General features: G+C 46.2%; 14 protein-coding genes. 1 reads left to right on the top strand and 13 read right to left on the bottom strand.

The features are described 5' to 3' along the window. Positions 1–2: 2 nt before the first annotated feature. Positions 3–548, bottom strand: a complete 546-nt coding sequence (locus EDD77_RS10765; protein ID WP_058963779.1) for a helix-turn-helix domain-containing protein — start codon at positions 546–548, stop codon at positions 3–5. 532 nt (positions 549–1,080) lie between these two features. Here EDD77_RS10765 and EDD77_RS10760 point away from each other — a divergent pair. Then, positions 1,081–1,845, top strand: a complete 765-nt coding sequence (locus EDD77_RS10760; RefSeq protein WP_087292481.1) for a sigma factor-like helix-turn-helix DNA-binding protein — start codon at positions 1,081–1,083, stop codon at positions 1,843–1,845. 139 nt (positions 1,846–1,984) lie between these two features. On the opposite strand, the gene EDD77_RS10755 is transcribed toward EDD77_RS10760, so the two are convergent. The 12 genes from EDD77_RS10755 to EDD77_RS10700 form a co-directional block, all read right to left on the bottom strand. Next, a complete protein-coding gene (locus EDD77_RS10755) occupies positions 1,985–5,131 on the bottom strand; it encodes an SIR2 family protein (protein WP_242868331.1) in 3,147 nt (1,048 codons plus the stop codon). Positions 5,132–5,218: 87 nt separating this feature from the next. Then, positions 5,219–8,323, bottom strand: a complete 3,105-nt coding sequence (locus tag EDD77_RS10750; RefSeq protein ID WP_077138515.1) for a type I restriction endonuclease subunit R — start codon at positions 8,321–8,323, stop codon at positions 5,219–5,221. Between the two features lie 14 nt (positions 8,324–8,337). Continuing rightward, positions 8,338–8,532, bottom strand: coding sequence for a hypothetical protein (locus EDD77_RS10745; RefSeq protein ID WP_058963775.1), 195 nt, complete (start codon positions 8,530–8,532; stop codon positions 8,338–8,340). Further along, entirely contained in the window at positions 8,489–9,583 is a 1,095-nt protein-coding gene (locus tag EDD77_RS10740; RefSeq protein WP_058963774.1) for a hypothetical protein, read from the bottom strand. The genes EDD77_RS10745 and EDD77_RS10740 overlap by 44 nt, the downstream gene beginning before the upstream one ends. A 120-nt stretch (positions 9,584–9,703) precedes the next feature. Next, complete coding sequence (locus EDD77_RS10735; protein WP_058963773.1) at positions 9,704–10,627, bottom strand: DUF4238 domain-containing protein; 924 nt, start codon at positions 10,625–10,627, stop codon at positions 9,704–9,706. Then, complete coding sequence (locus tag EDD77_RS10730) at positions 10,627–11,883, bottom strand: restriction endonuclease subunit S domain-containing protein (protein WP_058963772.1); 1,257 nt, start codon at positions 11,881–11,883, stop codon at positions 10,627–10,629. Before EDD77_RS10730 ends, EDD77_RS10735 begins: the two co-directional genes overlap by 1 nt. Continuing rightward, a complete protein-coding gene (locus tag EDD77_RS10725) occupies positions 11,876–13,654 on the bottom strand; it encodes a type I restriction-modification system subunit M (protein ID WP_058963771.1) in 1,779 nt (592 codons plus the stop codon). Before EDD77_RS10725 ends, EDD77_RS10730 begins: the two co-directional genes overlap by 8 nt. 15 nt (positions 13,655–13,669) lie before the next feature. Further along, positions 13,670–14,320 carry an SIMPL domain-containing protein gene (locus EDD77_RS10720; protein WP_058963770.1) on the bottom strand — a complete coding sequence of 217 codons (651 nt, stop codon included), beginning with the start codon at positions 14,318–14,320 and terminating at the stop codon, positions 13,670–13,672. Between the two features lie 134 nt (positions 14,321–14,454). Beyond that, on the bottom strand, positions 14,455–15,909 hold the full coding sequence (locus tag EDD77_RS10715; RefSeq protein WP_058963769.1) for an RNA-binding domain-containing protein: 1,455 nt from the start codon (positions 15,907–15,909) through the stop codon (positions 14,455–14,457). Next, on the bottom strand, positions 15,902–16,117 hold the full coding sequence (locus EDD77_RS10710) for a helix-turn-helix domain-containing protein (protein ID WP_050617973.1): 216 nt from the start codon (positions 16,115–16,117) through the stop codon (positions 15,902–15,904). Before EDD77_RS10710 ends, EDD77_RS10715 begins: the two co-directional genes overlap by 8 nt. A gap of 70 nt (positions 16,118–16,187) precedes the next feature. Beyond that, positions 16,188–19,235 (bottom strand): DEAD/DEAH box helicase, encoded by a 3,048-nt coding sequence (locus EDD77_RS10705; RefSeq protein WP_058963768.1) that lies wholly within the window; start codon positions 19,233–19,235, stop codon positions 16,188–16,190. Further along, positions 19,232–20,041 (bottom strand): Hachiman antiphage defense system protein HamA, encoded by an 810-nt coding sequence (locus tag EDD77_RS10700; RefSeq protein ID WP_058963767.1) that lies wholly within the window; start codon positions 20,039–20,041, stop codon positions 19,232–19,234. The genes EDD77_RS10705 and EDD77_RS10700 overlap by 4 nt, the downstream gene beginning before the upstream one ends. Positions 20,042–20,047: the final 6 nt, after the last annotated feature.

Below are 20,047 nucleotides of genomic sequence, written 5' to 3'. Positions count from 1 at the left end.
CTTTATCCTGCTTTTTCTTTCGTCCTGCAAAAGTCTGCCGAAAACGGCTCAAGTCCGGCTTCAACCCCCTGGTTGGGACTGGGACTCGCTTCTTCCCGGAAAGACGCACACAGGGCGTTCTGGCGGCCCTGGGCGCTGGCCTTAGCGAGTTGTTCCTCTACCCGCTGACGGGCGATGTCCTCCTCCATCTGCTGGAACTGCCGCTCATAGAACGCTTCGAGTACACCTGGGATAGGACGGATGGTGTAGAGTAGATTTCCATTCAGCGGTTTTCCATCTTTGCTCTGCATGATGGTCGGCTCCGTGTAGATGAGGCCTTTCTCCTCCAACTGCCGCACGTACTTGGCTACCGTGTTTTCACTCATGCCAATCGCCTTGCCAATGGTTTTGTAGCTGGGATAGCACTGATAGGTTTCACGGTTCTCACACCGGAGCAGATAGGCGTAGAGGGAGATCTCCCGGTAATCCAGACCAATGCTGAATATCTCGTTGGGCACCATAAAATAGTTTTTCTCTGCGCTACGCTTGGGCCATTTATTGTAACTCAATTCATACCTCCTGTGTTGTTGTAGAGTTCGATGGCGCGCACACAGGGAGCGTGCGGAAAATTTTCATTGCTTTTCCGCCGCCTGCTTGCTATACTTTAGTCAGAAGATTTGTGCGTGCCTGTGTGTGCGCCGAGCCGCCGGACTGTTGCCGCAGTCACGGCGGTTTTTGTTTTGTGGTCGTACTGGTGTGCATCCCTCCTCTGCTTTGTAGCTGAGTCTTTTGCTTTCATCTGTGAGCTATCTTTTTCGCCTCCTCCGTGTTAGAATAAAAAGAGACCGTGCTCCCGGGAGCACGGCCAGAGATGGAATGACCTTCCGAGCGGATTGCCGTATGGCGGAGAGCGCACATGCTCTCAGGGGGTGCTCTGTCAAAGGCCATGTGGGTTCGTCAGCGCGGAAACCGTGCCGTACCGAACCGAAGGAAACTCCACCCGGGTGAAATTGTCCTTCTACTATTACTTAGAGAAAAATCGCAAAATCGGAAGGTCGGAAATTGTAAACTTTTTGTGAACGCAGAAAGGGCGGTGAGTTCATGTCCTTCAAGGATACCCAATCTTATAAAGAACTGCAGTCCGACTGGCGCTGGATACACTCTATGGACCCGGAAGCTGCCGCTGCCGCAGACCAGTGGGTGAAGGAGCATCCGGAGGAGTGGAAGGAGCTGGAGCATATGCTCTACTACAGCGAGGCCAACTTCCACAAGCGTGTTGCGCCGGACACTCTGGAAGATGTGGATATCAAACAGCCCATCTCTTACAATCCGGAGGCGTTTCTTCCGGAGGAAGTGCGCAACGCAATCTATGATGATATGCGCTGGTTCGACCGGGCGAAGTATCTGCCGGAGGGATCTGATGAAAACCCCTTCATGTATGTGCGCAAAGAGCTTGACGAGGGCCTGCGTGAGCTGACCGAATTGCAGAGGGAGATTCTGTTTCGCACCGTCATCAACGGCGAGTCCACCGAATCCGTCGCACGGGACAAGCAGTGCTCGTCCAGAAATATCCGGGATATCCGCACCCGTGCGTTGAAGCATCTGCGGAGCAAAATCACCAAACGCGAGGGTTCCGGTTCTCCTGTTGTTCTCATCTTTGTCCTGCTTTGGTTGCTTGCGTGCTATTTCGGAATCGAGATCATCGTGGAGCGACTCCTGCCGTTGTATCCCTGGCTGGAATATGTTGGTTATGCAATCGCGGCAGCGGTTGCCATCCCTGTAGTCTACCGATTCAAGGACAGAGAGATTGAAGGCCTGCTGCGCAACCACTGGGCCAGCCGGAACGGATCACAGAGAAAAGAATAGGCGTTACAAAAGAAGGAGCTGAGACTTTTGGTGGTCTCAGCTCCTTCTGATTGTATGGTGTTATCGTTGGTTTTACCGTCACTTTTCTGGTGATTTTTGTATCACTGTTTATTGCCGCCCGCTTTGGTTACATCGGATTTCACATAAAGTAGCGATAATCGTAAAGTGTTCCCTCAAATTGAGACAGCAACCATCCGATTCGTGCAATTTCATTCGAAGATTCTATCGTACAGGGCAGTTTTGAATACAGTCCAAAACTGTTCCAGTTCATTTTCGACAATCCAAGAATTTCCGTCGCAATCTGTGCCATATCCCCAGAACCATAGTGTTTAACCACTTTTAGTGGTAGCGGGACACTTTTACCGCCCTGGAAATATCTCCTGTTCGGAGAAATTACAGATGGTGCAATTCCATGGGTAAAAAGATACATGGTGTTTTTGTCAATTGGGAAGCACATCCCTCGGCGCACAGGATATCCGTCCACCTGCGTGCAACGCTCATTTAACGCAAAGCATTTCAGGTTATCCTCGTATGTTATCTCAAGAAGCTCTATATTCTTAACTCCCGCAGATGACAGGCTTTCCACCAATCCTTTGACTTCCTCTTTTCGGAAAGGTGTACGTTTGTGAATAACGACCCGCTTCGGTAGTTCAGAAAAAGATTTGTAGAACAATTCTTTGATATTGAGACCGATCCTATATGCTTCTTCTTCGGATAAATACGGATTTTTCTTTCTGTCGAACGAATAATCTTGAATTTTGGAAAGCTTGTACTTCATTCCACGACCATCAGAAGAGTATATATGGCTACAACCAACAACCACATTGCTTTCCGACGGTCCATTCATAACACTGTATCCAATTCCAGCAAAAGCCGTATCTGGCTGTATTCCGTTCACCACCCAAGGAGTCCGCCCGGACTTTACATACAGCGCCAAAGAAAGAGCCCACATAATTTGGCAATGCAGATCGCTCTCGATCGTTTTTTCTCGAACAAATTGTGTTGCTACCTGTTTTTGCGCAGCGTAAGCTTTAATGTAATCATGTAAATCATAATTTACCGTTCCATCGGTATATGATGTGAATACTTCGTACTCCTTGGGAATGTAAATCAGTATAACATCAATAGAGTTTGCGCTAAGCTGGTCAATTTTTCTAATTATTGAATCACCAAACTCAACAGCGGCTTTATGGACATCCCACTCACTTGAAGCGGTAATTTGCTTCCACTTGCTGCTGTTGGGATCCGGTAAATCAAGACCTGTCTTGAAGGCCTGATAGAAACCTGGGAAGGAAATTAGATAATCAGTATTGTGCTTCGCTTGCGACTGGCGATTCAAACCGGAAATGAACTGAGCAAACTTTTGGTTATGCTCATCTGGACAAACAACCCCTACCGAGATTGCAGAATGTAATACGCCGCTATTCATGGCATAATCTACAGGGGCATTCGAAATCAACCCGCGCATTGGATGGAAATCTTCAGCCACACCGCGCATAGATGTGCCGCAGAATCGAAGTGTTGGATCTCGATATTCTATTCCAGAAAAAATAATCCGTTTGGGCGAAATGGTATCGGGCAATTGTATAGAAGCTTGTTTTCCGAAGTTCACGCCAACCAACGCGCTGCTATTTACAACCGAAAATGTAAAGTTCGTTGTACTCCCTAAAGGATAATTGGCTGAAAACCTTTTGTTGCCGATTACTTTTCTGACCCATTTTCTAATGTGCTCATTTGCGTTTTGGTTTGGCCGACCATTATTGACTTTCGCATTGAACCAGTCCGCAAATTGCTTTTTTTCTTCCCTGGTTAGTACTGCGTCATCAGCGTACATGAAACTCGGAACAAGTGTGAGATAACTGTATTTGTTATCAAATAACAACGCAAGCCGAACTCCAGAATATGCTGTAACAGTTTTGGCTCCAACACGGTACTTCAACACTTCTTTTGTATCCCAGATTTTGTCCTTTGAATGTCCCAGACCATGGCTTGCGGCAAGAATGTGAACAAGTGTTTTGAGCAATAACTCCCGAAATGTACCATTTCCAGCGATTGTCGCTCTGCTTAACGGGCATAACTCAATATTGGTTTTTAGCTTGCCTTTGCATGCTTCCTCGATGACGGATTTCGACCCCCACGCATACACAAGATTCTTGTAGGGCACAGCCATAACATCATCTCTACCCAGCATTTTGCAAAAATCCCACTGTTTTTCGCCAGGAGCAAGCAAAACCTCAAACTGGTAGCACTGATTTGGGAATGCGATTGGGAACGCATTGGTGCTTACCACTTTGTTTATAGTTAGATTAGGTTGCAGGAACCCACTATGCTGTGGCTCAAGTGTAATAGACAGCTTCTTTTTGATATCGTCCACTTTCCCCAAAAACTCTCTATTTTCACTCATGCAGTGGCGGGCGATTGCATACATTGTACTGTCAAAGCCTTCAGTTGGAATATAGAAAGCGGCTCTGCCATTTTTGTTGGCCATCTCAACCAACGCTTTAACTTCTGATGAAACCCTCGTTCCGTAACCACACCAAAAAAGTTTGCCCGCACCTTTCGTCGAATAAACTTGCTGCAAAGCATTCATAAGTGACTGGTCTCGCCCGCTGTATCCCATAACAATTAAATCTCGGTTGGTCAGTTCATGCAGCAATGCCTTTACCAGTTCACCGTCTTGCGAATCAAGTTCTTTCTCTGTATTTTTTAGCGCCCCATATTTATAGTCACCATGTAAAGCGATGCATAGGAGCTCCTTGTCAACATCTCCACGGTATATCCTGCCCGAGGTTTCTGCGGTTATTTCTATGGGAACGAGCGGGCTGTATTGATGTGCACACTTCAGTGTCATACCATCAAAATTTGTTGTCCACACACTTTTTATTATATTTTCTAACGCGAGCAAAGAAATCAGATGATATCCCAAGCTTGGATCATGGTTTGACACCAAGTGCTGAAAGTATTTTCGGCGATCATCCGCTATTGGGTATGCCTTTTCCGCAAAATACGAGTACTCCTCTGCGCTATTCTCTGCCGGGTATATATTTTGTGAATCGATCCACCGCTGAATAACTCTGCGGACACCCTCAGACTTGGAATTGTCAAAGTTTCCAATTGCACCTGGGTTTTGCGATAAATAGATTTCACGTTTCCAATCCCAAATGCAGTCTGCTGCCGATGGGATTCCCGACTCAATAGATGCACCTGCACCGAGTAGCAAAGAATGTGGAGTATCTATATTTTGTTTTATTGACCTTAAAAACTCATCTAATTGAAGTATCTGCATATCCATACCCCCATTCTTTGCTCTAAAATTTTGCTTTATATCCTGGCTTCAACAGCAGGCAATGATGCAAGTAAAAAATACATCGTGTTATTCTTTTCTCAATGCCTTGTACAATTCCTGGGCCATTGCTTCCTGAACCTTCTGATAGAAATCCGGGTCGTTAAACAATTTTGCAAAGGAGTCGTTGTTATCAAGGAAACACTGGGTCACAATATCGCGGAACTTATCAGGGAACAGAGACCGCACGAACATTTCGGTACTGTTGTCCTTGGCATATTTTCTGAACTTCTTAACCTCGGAGTCCTTCATGAACATCTGATAGATCCCCTCGATGATGACGCGGTCGGCATCGGTGAAGTTTCCACTGAAGCGTTCGTTCACCTTGTCGATGATGCTCTGGAGGGTATCTTTCTTCTTGTTAGGTACCTTCGGTGCGGTGCTGCCACCGGGCACAAATACGGGCGGCTTCTCATCCAGGACGATTGCCCCACGGAAGGTCTCGGTGAGGGATGCGTACTCCAGCTTGATTTTGTCCTCAATATCCACAAATTCATCGCCGCCGCTTCTCGGAAGAAGTCGAACGAGATGCAGGGTATACTGATATTCGTTAAACAAATCCCTGTCATGGAGCCGCACCAACTGCGTAACAAAAGCATACGCCTTATTGAACTTTCGCACATAGTCCCGAACGGAATAGCGGTCATCTTCGCTCAGATCCATGTACCGAGCAATTACGGGACGGAACATACCTGCCAGTCTGCCAAGGGCAGCGGCATCCTGGTCTTTGCCTGCCTGGGTTGCCATGAATTTGTTGAAGGTCTCCACATCATCGAAATTGTACAGCATGAAATCCCGAATCTTATTACGGAGGTCATAGACCTGATTCAAATCAGTGCTACCTTCAAGTGTCGTGGTTTCATAGTACGGCAGGAAGGCACCTTTGATATCCTCCTCGGTGTTCTCGAAATCCAGAACAAAGGTGCTGTTCTTTCCGAAAGCAGTACGATTAAGACGCGAGAGAGTCTGAACTGCGGTAACATCACGCAGTTTCTTATCCACATACATGGTGTGGAGCAGCGGCTCATCAAAGCCCGTTTGATACTTGTTCGCAACGACCAGAATGTTGTACTGGCTGCTGTGGAACGCCTTACGGAACTTTTTGTCGGTGGTGATATACTTGCCGTTTTCATCCAGGTTCATGGTTGCCTCGGTGAAAGGCTTTTCACTCGGATAGTCATCCAGGGTAACTTCGCCAGAAAAAGCAACCATCACATCGCAGCCTACGCATTGATCGGCATGGTCGGCCAGATACTTCTTGATAGCGAGATAATAACGGACTGCGTTTGCACGGCTGTCTGCCACGACCATAGCCTTGCCCTTACCGCCAATCTGATAACGGCAGTTTTCCAGGAAATTGGTCATAATCATTTCAGTTTTCTGGGCAATGGTATAACCGTGCTGTTTGTAATACTTGAACAGCGCACGGGATGCCTGACCCTCAATGAGTTCCGGGTTATCCTCGGACACACGGATTAGCCTGAACGCCTCTTTGACTGTGGTGTAGTTCGCCAGCACATCCAGTATATAACCTTCCTCTATAGCCTGCCGCATAGAGTACACATGGAACGGAGCCTTGATGGGTTCGCCTTCCGGGGTCATTCCCACTACGGTACCAAAGGATTCCAGAGTCTGCCCCTTGGGGGTGGCAGTGAAAGCAAAGAAGGACTGATTGTCATGTCTGCCCTGGCCGATGACTGCATTGATGTACTCGTCGGTCAGATCCACTTCTTCCTCTTCGATTCCCGCTTCTTCGGCATACTCTTTGATAGCAACGCCAATATCAATTAGGCTGCGGCGGAGGGATTTTGCGCTTTCACCATTCTGCCCCTGGTGGGCCTCGTCGATGATGATGGCGAACTTACGGCCACGGAACTTCTCCATATCCTTCTTTGCAAAGAGGAACTTCTGGATGGTGCAGATGATGATACGCTTTTTATCGTTGATGGCTTCCGCAAGGCTGCGGGAGTTCTTCTTATCATCAATAGCTTCCACCAAACCAACCTGGTGTTCAAAGCTGTTGATGGTGTCCTGCAACTGGCTGTCCAGTACCACGCGGTTGGTGACCACAATAACGGAATCGAACAGGCCATTGTTCTCCACATCGTGAACGGAGGCAAGACGGTAAGCAATCCACGCAATGGAGTTGGACTTGCCTGAGCCTGCGGAGTGCTGAATCAGATAGTTGGTACCGACACCGTTTTCTCGCACATCAGCCATGATCTTACGTACCACATCGTACTGGTGGTAGCGCGGGAAGATCATCTTTTCCTTGGTGACAGTTTTTGTAACACCGTTCTTGACTACTTCCTCTTTTTCCTTCACAAAGGAAATGAAACGGTGGATGAGGTCGAGCAGGCTGTCACGCTGCAGCACTTCCTCCCAGAGGTAGCTTGTGGCATAGCCGTTGGGATTCTGGGGATTGCCTGCACCGCCAGTAACACCAGCACCATTGGAGCCTTGGTTGAAAGGCAGAAAGCGAGTACCTCCGTCTGCAAGCCGGGTAGTCATCCATGCTTCGTAAAGGTCGACGGCAAAGTAGACCAGGAAACGGTGGTTCAGGCGGAACGCGAACTCCTTGGAGCTGCGGTCATGCTTGAACTGGTTGATGGCGCAGACATAGTCCTGCCCGGTCAGTTGGTTCTTCAGTTCCAGAGCAACCACAGGAATGCCGTTCACAGACAGCACCATGTCGATGGTATTGGTATTGGCGGTGGTGTAGCGGAACTGACGGGCGCAGCCAAGGATGTTAGCCTCGTAGAGCTCAATAGCAAGCGGGTTCAGGTTGGACTCTGGCTTGAAGAAGCAGACCTTCAGCTTGCAGCCCATATCCTCGATACCGTTGCGGAGGACATATAGTAAACCTTGGTTAGAGATGGTGGTTTCCAGGCGGTGATACAGCTTGTCCGCAGCGCTGGCACCATAATACTTGGTATACTTGGCCCATTCCTTGGGCTGGGTCTTGGCGATGAATTCACAGAGCACATCCATATAGATGCACTTGGAAACATCATGTTGACGAGTATGTACCCAATTGCCCTCGGCATCCTGTCCGCAAAACTGAGTGTAACCACCTTCTGGGGAAATCAGGAAGGATTCTATATCTCGCTCAAATCGTTTCTCGCTTTTATCCACGATATAACACCCCCTTACATCTTAGTGACTTTGCCTGCAAGTTTAATGGCACTCTTACCAAGGGTTTTCAGATTGTCCTTGTTTTTTACTATCAAGACTAAGGAACCAAGCAGTCCAAGGCCACCCTTCAGAGCTTTTGCACCCTGTTCCATGCCCTTGTAATCTTCACTCTTCAGTTCCTGCTTCTTGAACCGCTTCTGCTTGTCCATTTCCCAGTACCTCCAACAATTTCTCTCCGCTGACCTCAAGGGCCACATAATCGTAATGCTTTGCCGCCTCCAGACATACATCTCGCTCTGTGGCAATATACCCGGCAGGAGCCGAATAGAACATATCCGTCAATCCCTTGTGCTGATAGCGTATGGTTTCAACTTTGCTGAAATCGATAGACCGAATAGTGGATTCACTCAATCGGAAAGTTTGTTCTGCTGTTTCCAAATTTCCGCATAGGGCATAGGAAGCTGCAAGCAGCTTGGTTGCCTGTAAATACAGGTCATAATAGTCTTGCATTTCCTGTACATCTCTGCGTTTTTCTGCCAGGTAGCCACTGTGGATGACCTCACGCATGAATCGAGCGGGGGCTGCCTTTGGCAGAGGTTCGAATTCTCCAGCACGGCGTTCAAGCGTTTTTTCGATCTGCGCCTGAGCAACAAGTAGGTTCTGTCTGCTGGAGTCTATCTGGCGGTTACGTTCCTCACCTTCCGGCATTGACATAGCCAGAATCAAACCGTTCTTACCAGCTTCCAGTAGCCCAATGCGGTCATCCATTTGCCCATGTTTGATTTGCTCAACCACACGATATGTACGCTCTACCATCTCAGTCAGACGCGCCACCTGTTGTTGCATCAACATATTGTGGTGGCTATTTGCAAGCTCCTGTACCGGATTACCTTGAACAATTGCCTGCTCCGCAATAGGGAGAGGTGTCACAACTTGATGCTTTCCATCTTCGGCAATCTTCATCAGGCTTGGCCACTTTCTGCCGGTCTTCATGTTTTCCATGATGAACATCTCGCCGGATTCATACGCCGCCTGGAACTCTGCGGGGATTTGAACCACATACTGGGTTCCGGCTTTAATCTCAGCCAGAATCTCGCTCATATTTACGCACTGCACGATTTGTCCCAGAAGTGCATGGAAGTCAACACCTTTGGTATCTTGCGTAATGTATAGGCGCTTACCCTCTGCAGGAATGGGCATAGTACCCTGCTTAACTTCTATGGGCAGGTTGTCTGCTTCGATGGGAAACAATTCTTTCATGGGATACCTCCATCAGATATTTTTTCATAGTATACCTTGTTTTTTCGCGAAAAGGTCAACCCTTAGGCGACATATGAAGGAATCCCTGAATTGCTCATGCTTAGATTCCAGTCTTTTCGATTAAAAGCTGCCGCCAGCAATCTCATCATAGAGAGGCTGGGGAATAAACGAATGGTGATATGCCTGTGCCATGATCTTTACGTTCTTATTCATGATGTATTTCAACTCACCAAGCATAATCTTTCTTCCGTCATACTCATCGGAAACTACCCCCACTATTCCTTGTCTGGAGTAAATTGCCACCGCAATCCCAGGACTTAAAGGATAGAAAATACAAGTTGCAGGATTCGCAAGACCGTTGCGGAACAGACCTGTTTCCGTTTTTCCAATTCCTTCAACAAGCACCGGATTGTCGCTTGTGAGAAATGGCATTGTATCTCGGTGCATATTGGCATACACTACCCAAACACCGTCCTGCAACACTTTGCAATAGCGGTCGAAGTTAGCTGGCTCAAAAGAATGATTAAGCACCAACTCTTTTTGGTATTGTTCGGGAAACTCCGTATTCATTATCTGCTCCCTGTGCTTTTCAACGAAAGCAGGAGGTAATGTGGAAACCAGATCTTCCTTGACCTGTGCTGAGACTTTTGGATAAAGCACAGTTTTCACATAGTCAATGCTTTCAGGAATGCGCATCAGCTGTGCAATAATCAGTTTCGACAGAACTTGCTTGTCGTGTGCAGACAGAACAATTGTATCGGGGCGAGATAATGTAACCTTCGCGATGATATTCTCCGTATCCTGTCCACACAGGGTATCAATCTCTCTTGCGAAATAATGCTCCCAATACTTTGGATTGTTCTTGTCCGTCACATCATAGTAATTCTTTATGTAGCCGACATTTACTGTTGAATCGGTGAAGAACCTCACATTGCCTTTATTGACAATGCGGGTTCCGATGATGGTTCGCTTGCCATCTTTCATCCCGAATCTATCCAGATATCGCTTGGGAACAATGTGCTGATTGGTATAGTCCTTCGCCATTACATCACTTCCCGCTTGCCGGTGACATATTCATAAATGAGGGATCGCTTATATTGTTCCAGTTTTTCGATTTTTGCCTGCTTGATGGCAATTAATTGCTCTATTTGAGCACATTTTCTGTCAAGATATTCAGCGATTTCATCTTGTTCATCTCTCGGAGGAATTGCGATGCCAAATACACCTAAGCGATCAAAATTTCGGTAATCACTTGAACGGATACGAACACCATTTGACAAGTCCATCAATATGTTTCCATAGGCCATAGCTCGCAAATAGTACATAAAATAGCGATTATTACCTACTGTGTTGCAGACATGAACAACCGGTGTTGTTTTTCCCCTACTATCTGAGCAACCTATCGCTCCCGCAAAAGCATCCATACCATGAATAACCAAGTCACCGATATCTACACCATGATAACCATGCTCAGTAAATGACACTGTAAAACCATCTTCACGGCGTTTGCTTCTCAAAGTCACTTCTCCATCTCGGAAACAAGTTATAATTTGATCAGTGGGCAAGATTTCTTTCTCTTGAGGAAAAATTGCATTCTTTATTCTACACTCGATCCAATGAGCCGGAATTTCGGACAGCCATTCTATTTTTTCAGTACTCTTCATATTGCATGGACATAATCCGCGAGTAACGGCTTCCACAACCAAGCTGGTTCGATATTCTTTTAGTTTTTCAATCTGCGTCTGAACATTCGTTATTAACTGCTCAACATGAGATAATTTAGCATTTAGAAAAGATACAATTTGCATCTGTTCTGCATACGGAGGAAATGCCATCTCACGCTTTAAGATGCCATCAGAAGAAACTCTAAGACGGATTTCCAAAATTCCATTTGCATAACGACGCAATTCTTTCTGAAACTGCTCCATCTGGAACAAATAATTAATAAACTCAAGGTTTTCACCGTCTTTGGGCTTATATACATAGTAAACAGGACTAACACAGCCAAAATAATCGCATCGTCCCACTGAGCCAATCAAAATATTCATGCTATTAGCAACAATGGTTCCCGGATAGGCTAACTTATATTGGGAATAGTCCTCTTTAGATACATTGCCCTGGGCACCTTTTTCTTCATAAGGGATAACGCCGCGTTTGTTTGTTAACGATAAAACCTGTCTGGATTTTTCCGGCTTGTTAGTTTCTTTGATTTCAGTAATATGCCACTGTAAGCGCTCTGTTTTCCAGTGTGTAGGAATCGATCCAATCCACTCAATTCCGCTATCTTTCATCTCACGCATGGCCAAACAACTCCTTCATCAGGATTGTTTCTTCTGCCTCCAGAGCCTTAATCTCCTCGAAAATGGAATCAGAGGATGCCGGTGCCTCAAACTTATAGAACAATCGGGTAAAGGGTACCTCATAGCCGATTTTATCCTTTGCCGGGTCGATGTAGGCCAGAGGGTTATACGGCAGGACGTTCTTTTTCATGTATGCTTCGCTATCTTCGGACAAGGGGATGATCTCCGTATCGGATGCACCCTTGACCGGCTGTTTCTTGCCTTTCTTCAGGATGAACTTGCCGTCCTTGTCTGCCTGGGCGGTCTCCACGGTTACCTTGGTAAAACCGAAGAAGCTGTTGTCAAACACCTTGGACTCCACAACCAGACCGTTCTCCTCATAGGTTTCATTGCTGAACTTCTCATATGCGCGGAGAATGAGGTCGATACAGGCATCATCCAGGTCGACACGCTTGGAGCCGATATTCTTGCGGCGCTTCACAAAGCACTTGCTGGCATCGATCAGTTGTACCTTGCCGCTGCGGTACATGGCCTTACCCTTGGTCAGTACCCAAATGTATGTAGAAATCCCCGTATTGTAAAAGAGATCGGTAGGCAGCTGAATGATGGCTTCCACCAGATCGCCCTCGATGACATAGCGGCGGATCTCGGATGCACCGGACCCAGCATCACCCGTGAACAAGGAAGAGCCGTTCTGAATGATCGCCATTCTGCCGGAGCCTTCCTTCAGCTTCTTCACGCCATTCAGCATGAACAGCATCTGACCATCGGAGATGGCAGGCAGGCCGGGGCCGAAACGACCGTCGAAGCCACGCTTAGCTTCGTTTTCAACCTGGGCCTTTTCGCGCTTCCAGTCAATGCCGAAGGGCGGATTGGAAATGATGTAGTCGAACTCATAACCGGAGAAGGCATCGTCACTCAGGGTGTCACCGAACTTCATGCCGGATGCGTTGCCGCCCTTAATAAGCATATCAGCCTTTGCGATGGCGTAAGTTTCCGGGTTGAACTCCTGACCGAAGCAGGTCAAGGCTGCATCCTCACTGATCTCTTGGAGGCGCTCGGTCAGACAGCCAAGCATCTGGGAAGTACCCATTGCCATGTCATAGGCGGTCTTGGTGCAACCCTCTGCCATAATTTCAGCCTTTTCGGGTGCAACGAGAAGCTCAGTCATCAGATAGATGATGTCACGGCTGGTGAAGTGAGCACCGGCCTGTTCGTCATAAGACTCGGAGAACTTCCGGATCAGTTCTTCAAAGATATAGCCCATGTCAGCGGAGGTGATTTTCTCCGGGGACATATCAGCTTTGGAGGAATTAAACTCCTGCAGGGTCACGAACAGAACGCCACCCTTTACCATCAGCTTCACGGTGTTGGTAAAGTCAAAGTTATCGATGATATCCTTGATATTGGCGGAGAAGCCCTGCAGATAGGCTTCAAAGTTGATTTCCGCATTGTCCGGGTCAGCGATCAGCTTTGCAAAATCGTAGTTGCTGGTATTATAGAAATCAAAGCCGGAGATACGGCACAGAATTCCATCCCGGGCCGCGCCCTCAACATGCTGTGCGTCGAGTTTCTTTGCCATCTCCACAACGGCTGCCTTGGTGGGCTTCAGAGCGTCATCAAAACGCTTCAGCACGGTCATAGGCAGAATCACTTTGCCGTACTCATGTGGTTTGAACAGGCCCACAAGGTGGGTGGCGATTTCCCAGATCAGATTGGCTTTCGCCTGTATATTTGCATTTGTCTGCTTTTGCAGCTCAGTCATAGACATAACAGGTGTTCCTCCTTACTTGATTTCCCATATGAATGTTGCCGTGTCACTCACGTCAATATCATCGGGGTCGATATCGATGGATTTTGCCATCAAAGGCATAGCGTCCTCGCAACAGTCATAACGGGTATGGGAGTAGATATCCAGCTCCCCCCAATTGTAATCAATGGCAATGAGGTCACCCATTGTAACGCCGGATGCTTCGCATAGAATTTCGGCTTTTTTCTTTGCATTGGCGGCGGCGGAGCGGAGCATTGCCTCATTGATCGCAGTCGCATCCTTCACGGTAAAGGCCACCGAAAGCTGCGGGTGAGACAGACAACCTGCAATAGCGGAAAGCGCCAAGGACAGTCTGCCCATATCAAAACCAAAAGCGAGTTTCAGATTGTGGGTCACTTCATATCCGCAGAATACGTTCTGATAATTACCGTTGCGGTCTTTTACACGGTCATAGTCCGTGCGGACACTAAAGTTCGTAGTCTTAACAGAGCCCTTTTCAAAGCCGATACCACACAGTGTTTCATTGAGTTGCTGGATATGGTCGGCAGCCATATCCATTGCCTTATCGTAATCCTTATGCTTGGATTCCAAAGTCATGGAAAACACCACATAATCGGGCTTTGCGGATGCTTTTCCAATGCCCTTTACCGTAATCGTTCTTGCCATTTATCGCTACCTCCGTTTTCTGGAGACTTTTACAATCTCCCATATTAGCATTTTACAGGCTTACGTGTCCCAAAAAACGGACTTAATCCTGAGTGGGCTCTTTTATATGCTCAACAATATCTCTATAAGAACTGTTACGCTTTCAACCGATAGGTTCTGTTACGGTTACTGCCTTCAGCGACAACGATTCCTTCCACAATCAATTCATTCAGATAGTCTCTTGTGCGAGACGGCTTCAGGCCGATATACTCAGCAATCGAGGAAGCTTTTGCTTCGGGGTTATCGGTAAGATACGCAATAATGGTTTCCTTCATTTTTGCGTTTATCGCCGATTTTTTATCGCCGATTTTTATCGCCGATTTTTTATCGCCGATTTTTTCGAATGTGAGCGTCAGTATTGTTCTCTCCGGCTCAAGTTGTTCTGTAACAGCAGGCATTGCCCACCCCTGCTCCCGCCAAGCGCTGAAAACAAGGGGAATGCCTCTGCCGGAACGTTCGCCAATATCAATCAGGTTGAACAATTTCAGCATAGTTCCGTTCCGGGGATCGGACACACCACCGCTTTTAGCTGCGTCTATCTCAATACGGAAACCGCCGGGATTAGCCATGGTGATGGAATCACGCTTTTTGATGATGACCAGGCCTTGTCTGCCGTAATAATCGGCATGAACCAGGCAGTTCGCCAATGCTTCGCGCAGGGCTTTATGCACATTGGTATCGTCCACTCTGGTACCGCCCTCCATCTTGAAGGGCACCTTGATGTCCTGGATCAGCTTGTTGTAGACTCGGAAATAGAAGTCATACACATTGCCGCTCCAGTCGCCGGAAGAGGAGATGATTCGGTCGGTCCAGCGGGTGTCGGCATCATACTGCTCCTGATAATCCAGGAAGTAGGAGTTAAATTCACGGACGATATCGTATTCGTTACCAAACATGAGAAGTCCTGCCGAGGTTGGATGTTTCTTTCCATCAGATCCAATACCAACGGCACCCAGCCGCAGAAGGAAATCTTCATCCTCCAAAGATTCCCACACATGACCGGGGCGAGAGAGACGCATTCTCTGGCGATAGCTGCGAACACTTTCCTTGTTGAACACGGACATATCCATCTCTTCCAGAATGAGCATATCCTGTGTTTTCACGGAGGCATCCCGCACCATGGCCTGGTACTCTTCTTTGGTGCAGCGGTAGTCACCCTCACCATTTCGGCGATAGGTGCAGAGGGGATTTCCGTCCACATACACCGGCTTATAGGAACGTTCTGCACGGGGGACGTTGATGACCACGATATGATTGCCATCGACCTCCTGGACGAACAAATCTTTGGAGGACAGTATATTTACGCTGGTCTTGTTGGGATTGTTGACGATGTCCCAGAACTCTTTGATGAGTTTCTCCGGGTCGGGCAGATCCACCGTGCGGAAGGACTTATCAGCCAACTCCTCCACGCCCAGCAAGATAATACCGCCGTGAGTGTTAGCAAAGGCAGAATAGGTTTCCCAAATGCTCTTGGGCAGGCCGCCGAGGGCTTTCTTGGCCTCAATGCGGTTATTCTCCCGATACTGCTCTATCTTGGAAAAATCAATCATGCTGCTCCTCCTTCACCAGTTCGATGATGTCGCAGAAGTCGCAGTCCAGCGCCTTGCAGATTTTGGTGAGGATCTCCGTGCTGACATGCTCGTTCTTGCCCAGCTTGGCAAGGGCAGTGGTAGACATGCCGGTGGCCAACCGCAGATCTTTCTTTTTCATATTCTTATCAATCAGTAGCTTCCACAATTTATTATAGCAAACAGTCATTTTTTCACCTCTGATTCTTCATATGCACGAACAATTGATGCAGCCAAAAGTTTCGGCGTAAGACATGAAGTTAATCCTTACATATCCATTGGACACGCTCGGAAAAGTACGTCGGATAGGCCGATAGGATATCCAAGATGTCCTCTTTATGCGACTTCATAACACCTACGATGCTGTTAGCCTCGATTGCATCATGGCCTATTTTGTCTGCCAGAAGATTTGCAAGGAATCGGTCATTAAAGATTTTCTCGCATACCGAAACTGCGGTTTCTGTTTTGACTCCGTATTTCAATCTTCTTTGTAGGAGGAGCAAATTGGGCAAGGGATTTACTATGTCTTCGTCATTGATCTCAATGATATCAATGATGTTCCCCACAAAGAAACTCAATTCGTAAGAAATGGACTTACTGCAGATATCTTCAAGATCCGCTATCGGCAAGGATGTACACTCATGCATTTCAACAAATGAACAGCCATCAAGCCACATTTGGCAAATATCCGCAAAGCAGCCTATTTCTTTCTTGAGTGTATGGGTTTCCAGGAAAAAGGATATGAGTATCTTAACCAGTTGTTCATTCGTATAATTCTGCTGGGTAAGGTGGTTTTCGGCTATCCATTTTTCAATCTGTAACGAAAGGTCAATACCAATCATAGTTCTGGCATAATTCTTAAGCTGAGAATGGTCAAACTCACTTATCTTCAATGCGATGATGTCAAAGATTCTTTCTAACAAGGCTTTTTCATCATCATTGGCCATAAAATATGCCAACGTCTCTTTGCAAATCTCAGATGCTATTGCTTGCCTATCTGTATTTTCGTCGTTTGAAAAAACGAAACACAGATGATTTTCGATAGCTTCCATGGTATGCTTCCGAAAACTAACTAATTCTGCAATATTATTGTTGGTCTTGCTCGGATACCTTTCAAGAAGTGCCGAAGAAAGCTCTGATATAAGTTGATTGAAGCAATCATTTTTACCGTAGTTTTCAATAATAAACTTTGCTACTTCTGAACCAATAAATCCCGCTTGGTAGTCAATAACAATATCTTGAACTAATGACAGAATAGAACTTCCACATGGTTCCGAAGCGCTGCTATCGAACATTTTTGTACAGTCATTCCATCTCAAGTTGCCACCATTGATCCGGTTATTTCTATTGTCAAACAACCGCGGATCTGTAACAATAACACTTCCTTCAGTGTACATTCCAGAGCGTGCAGTTCGTCCCATCAAATTCTGAAAACTGCGGATCTGCATGCTATTTCTCGCAACCATAAAACTGGTCATAAAAAGATACTTTATTGGAATGTTTACTCCTTGTGCAAGGGTAGACGTACAGACAATCAGACGCAGCGCTTTGTTTCTACAGGCATGCTCTACAGCAAGGCGCAGTCCATTAGGCAAGTTAGAATAATGCGGGACAACTCCTAAATAGCAGGCAATCGTATATGGATGCTGTTCCCCATAATAGTCGGACATTAATTGTGCCAGTCGATTCATTTCCTCGCCATCGCTGTTTCCTTTAATCTCAGCGAGGTCGTGCCCCCGATCCCTTAATTCAATAATTCTGTTGATTACGGTCAGCACGGTGCTGGTTCGATTAGCAAAAATGGCGGCTCCACCATTTTTGCATAGCTTATTTGCGTAATATATCGCAATGTCTTTGGCGTCTGTTAGCTCCGGGAAATAGCGTTGCTTTTTCTCGCGGGGACGCTTTTGTAATGCAATAACCTCTATACTGCGGGGAACATAAAAATCTTCTTGTGCTGAATCATTAGAATAATAGTGGATATCTTTTGTTTGCGAGGCAAACCCAATCATTTTGGGTGTTGCCTTGATTTTAGGATCTGACGCTAAAACACCTGCTTCACCCAAGAGCCATTTTTGAATCTGCTCGGCATTAGAAAGTACCGCAGAAAGAAGGATGATTTGTTCTCCCCACGAGATGTGACCCCGGATTTCGGAAATCAACAATTCGTAAATGGCCCCTCGACTTCCGTCATCAAACATGTGACCTTCATCAAATATGTACAGACCAATTTCATCCAGGAAATCAGCTTGGTGATGAATGATATAGCTGAGTTTCTCAGGGGTACAAATCAGTATTTTCGATTTAAGGGACAAGAATAAATCAAGAGAAAAGTCTTCCTCGAGAACATCAGAAAACTGGTTGACTAAAACCTCATCCCCGAATGCCGAAATCATATCATTTGCTATTTCATTGCACAGAGCACGGAGCGGAGCAACTATTATTGCTGTAGTCGCTCTGTCTGAGGCAAAAGACGAACGAATAATCAGCTCAATGCTTTTAGTTTTTCCTACTCCAGTTGGCAACTGTACTATCGCACTCTGCCCCCTTAAAACTCCCTTTTCGCCAATAAGCTGTTGCGCTGGCCACAGCATTCTTGGAGCCTTTGGGCTTTTAAGGTAATCTGACCACAGGGACTGATCTAACTCGGAATACCTGGGTAGAAGGCTCCACGATGACTTGGACAAAGCTACCGTGACAATGGCGCACAATATATCGACATAGTATATTTCCATCGGAGCATCATTTTCATAAATCACTTTTCTATACTCCGATAATAGATTCTGTATTTCCTCCGCCCCTTTTCCGGTGTTGTAATAGGCCAGCAATGAACGGCAGACTTTTTCTCCATAAGGAGTATCTTCACTTATATGAAAGTCTCGATTCAGTAGAAGATACCCAAGTAAGTTACCCATGATTTTTTGAGGAACATTGGTTTCCGGATTTATTCGCGCAAAATACTCGGAGCATAAAACTTTTGCACTTCCGAAGTCATCAGAAAGGAAGTAGGACGCAGCTCCAGACAGCAAAAAATCAACATCATACTCTGCACGATCATTGGCCCCTACAGCCGCATCAAAGTATTGTGAAGCAGCCACTAAATGTGGTGAAAATTCTTCCATGTCAGCTATGTTGTTTTCAATGACACTTTCGGCGTATCGAGAAAGTATGTAAACAACAGGATAGGATAGTTCATTCGAATTTAATGGAAACTTAGGATAATCCTTTTGCGGAATGTCATACTCTACAAGTTTTGCTTTGGCCTTTTGGTATTTGAGCATATAATTTGAAGTATTTGAGAAAATCATTTAATGCACCTCTCGAATACTTGATGTGTCAGGGACATCAAATCTGCTCCGTGGACATAAAAAACGGACTGATCTGTTTTCAGTTCCAAATCTGCTCCCTTAATACCGACAATGACTTTCTTTTCGACAGCTGGCAAGCTTGAAATGGCAGCCCCTACAAAGGATGTTCTATAAGGGTATTCGGTTTTTTGTTGAAATCTTGCTACATCCGCTGCTTCTGCTGACTTTCCCATAAAGCGGAGCTTTTTTCGGTAGTAATTCAAAGTATGAGAAACTCGATCCTCGTCCTTTTTTGAATCGGTGACTGCATCTTTAATTACTTTATCGGCCTCATTTGAAGAAAGAAGTGCTTTTACCTCTATTGCCACAAGCTCATCGTTTTTATGCGGAGCCTTTCCTTCAGCGAAGAACCTGTATGCAATTATATCTGTGCCATGCTCAGATTCATTTTTACCGGAACGGTTGTGCTGCTTACACCGGGGAACTTCATAGTTTAGGATGAATTCAAATAAATCTGCAAACAGAATTTCGCTAATATCATTTGACCGTGCCGTCGGTCCAAATGGTTCTCCTTTTTGCGGGATAACATATTGGCGCAAGTATTCCTCTACCGTCAACTTGTTCAACGCGGCATCTTCTTCCAATTCACCATCTGGAACATAATGCTTTCTAATGTGAAGTGCCCAGTCATCGAGGATGGCGTCATCTATGACATAGGATAGCCTGTAACAGTTCAATGGCTGCTGGTCTTCAAAAACCACTCCGTCCTCTCGAACAATCCAATTTACATATTGAGGTCTATCCATACTAAG

It is taken from the genome of Allofournierella massiliensis, from assembly GCF_004345265.1.
Lineage (GTDB): Bacteria > Bacillota > Clostridia > Oscillospirales > Ruminococcaceae > Allofournierella > Allofournierella massiliensis.
Note: the sequence above shows the minus strand (reverse complement) of the source record. Positions and strands in the feature narration are given on the sequence as shown.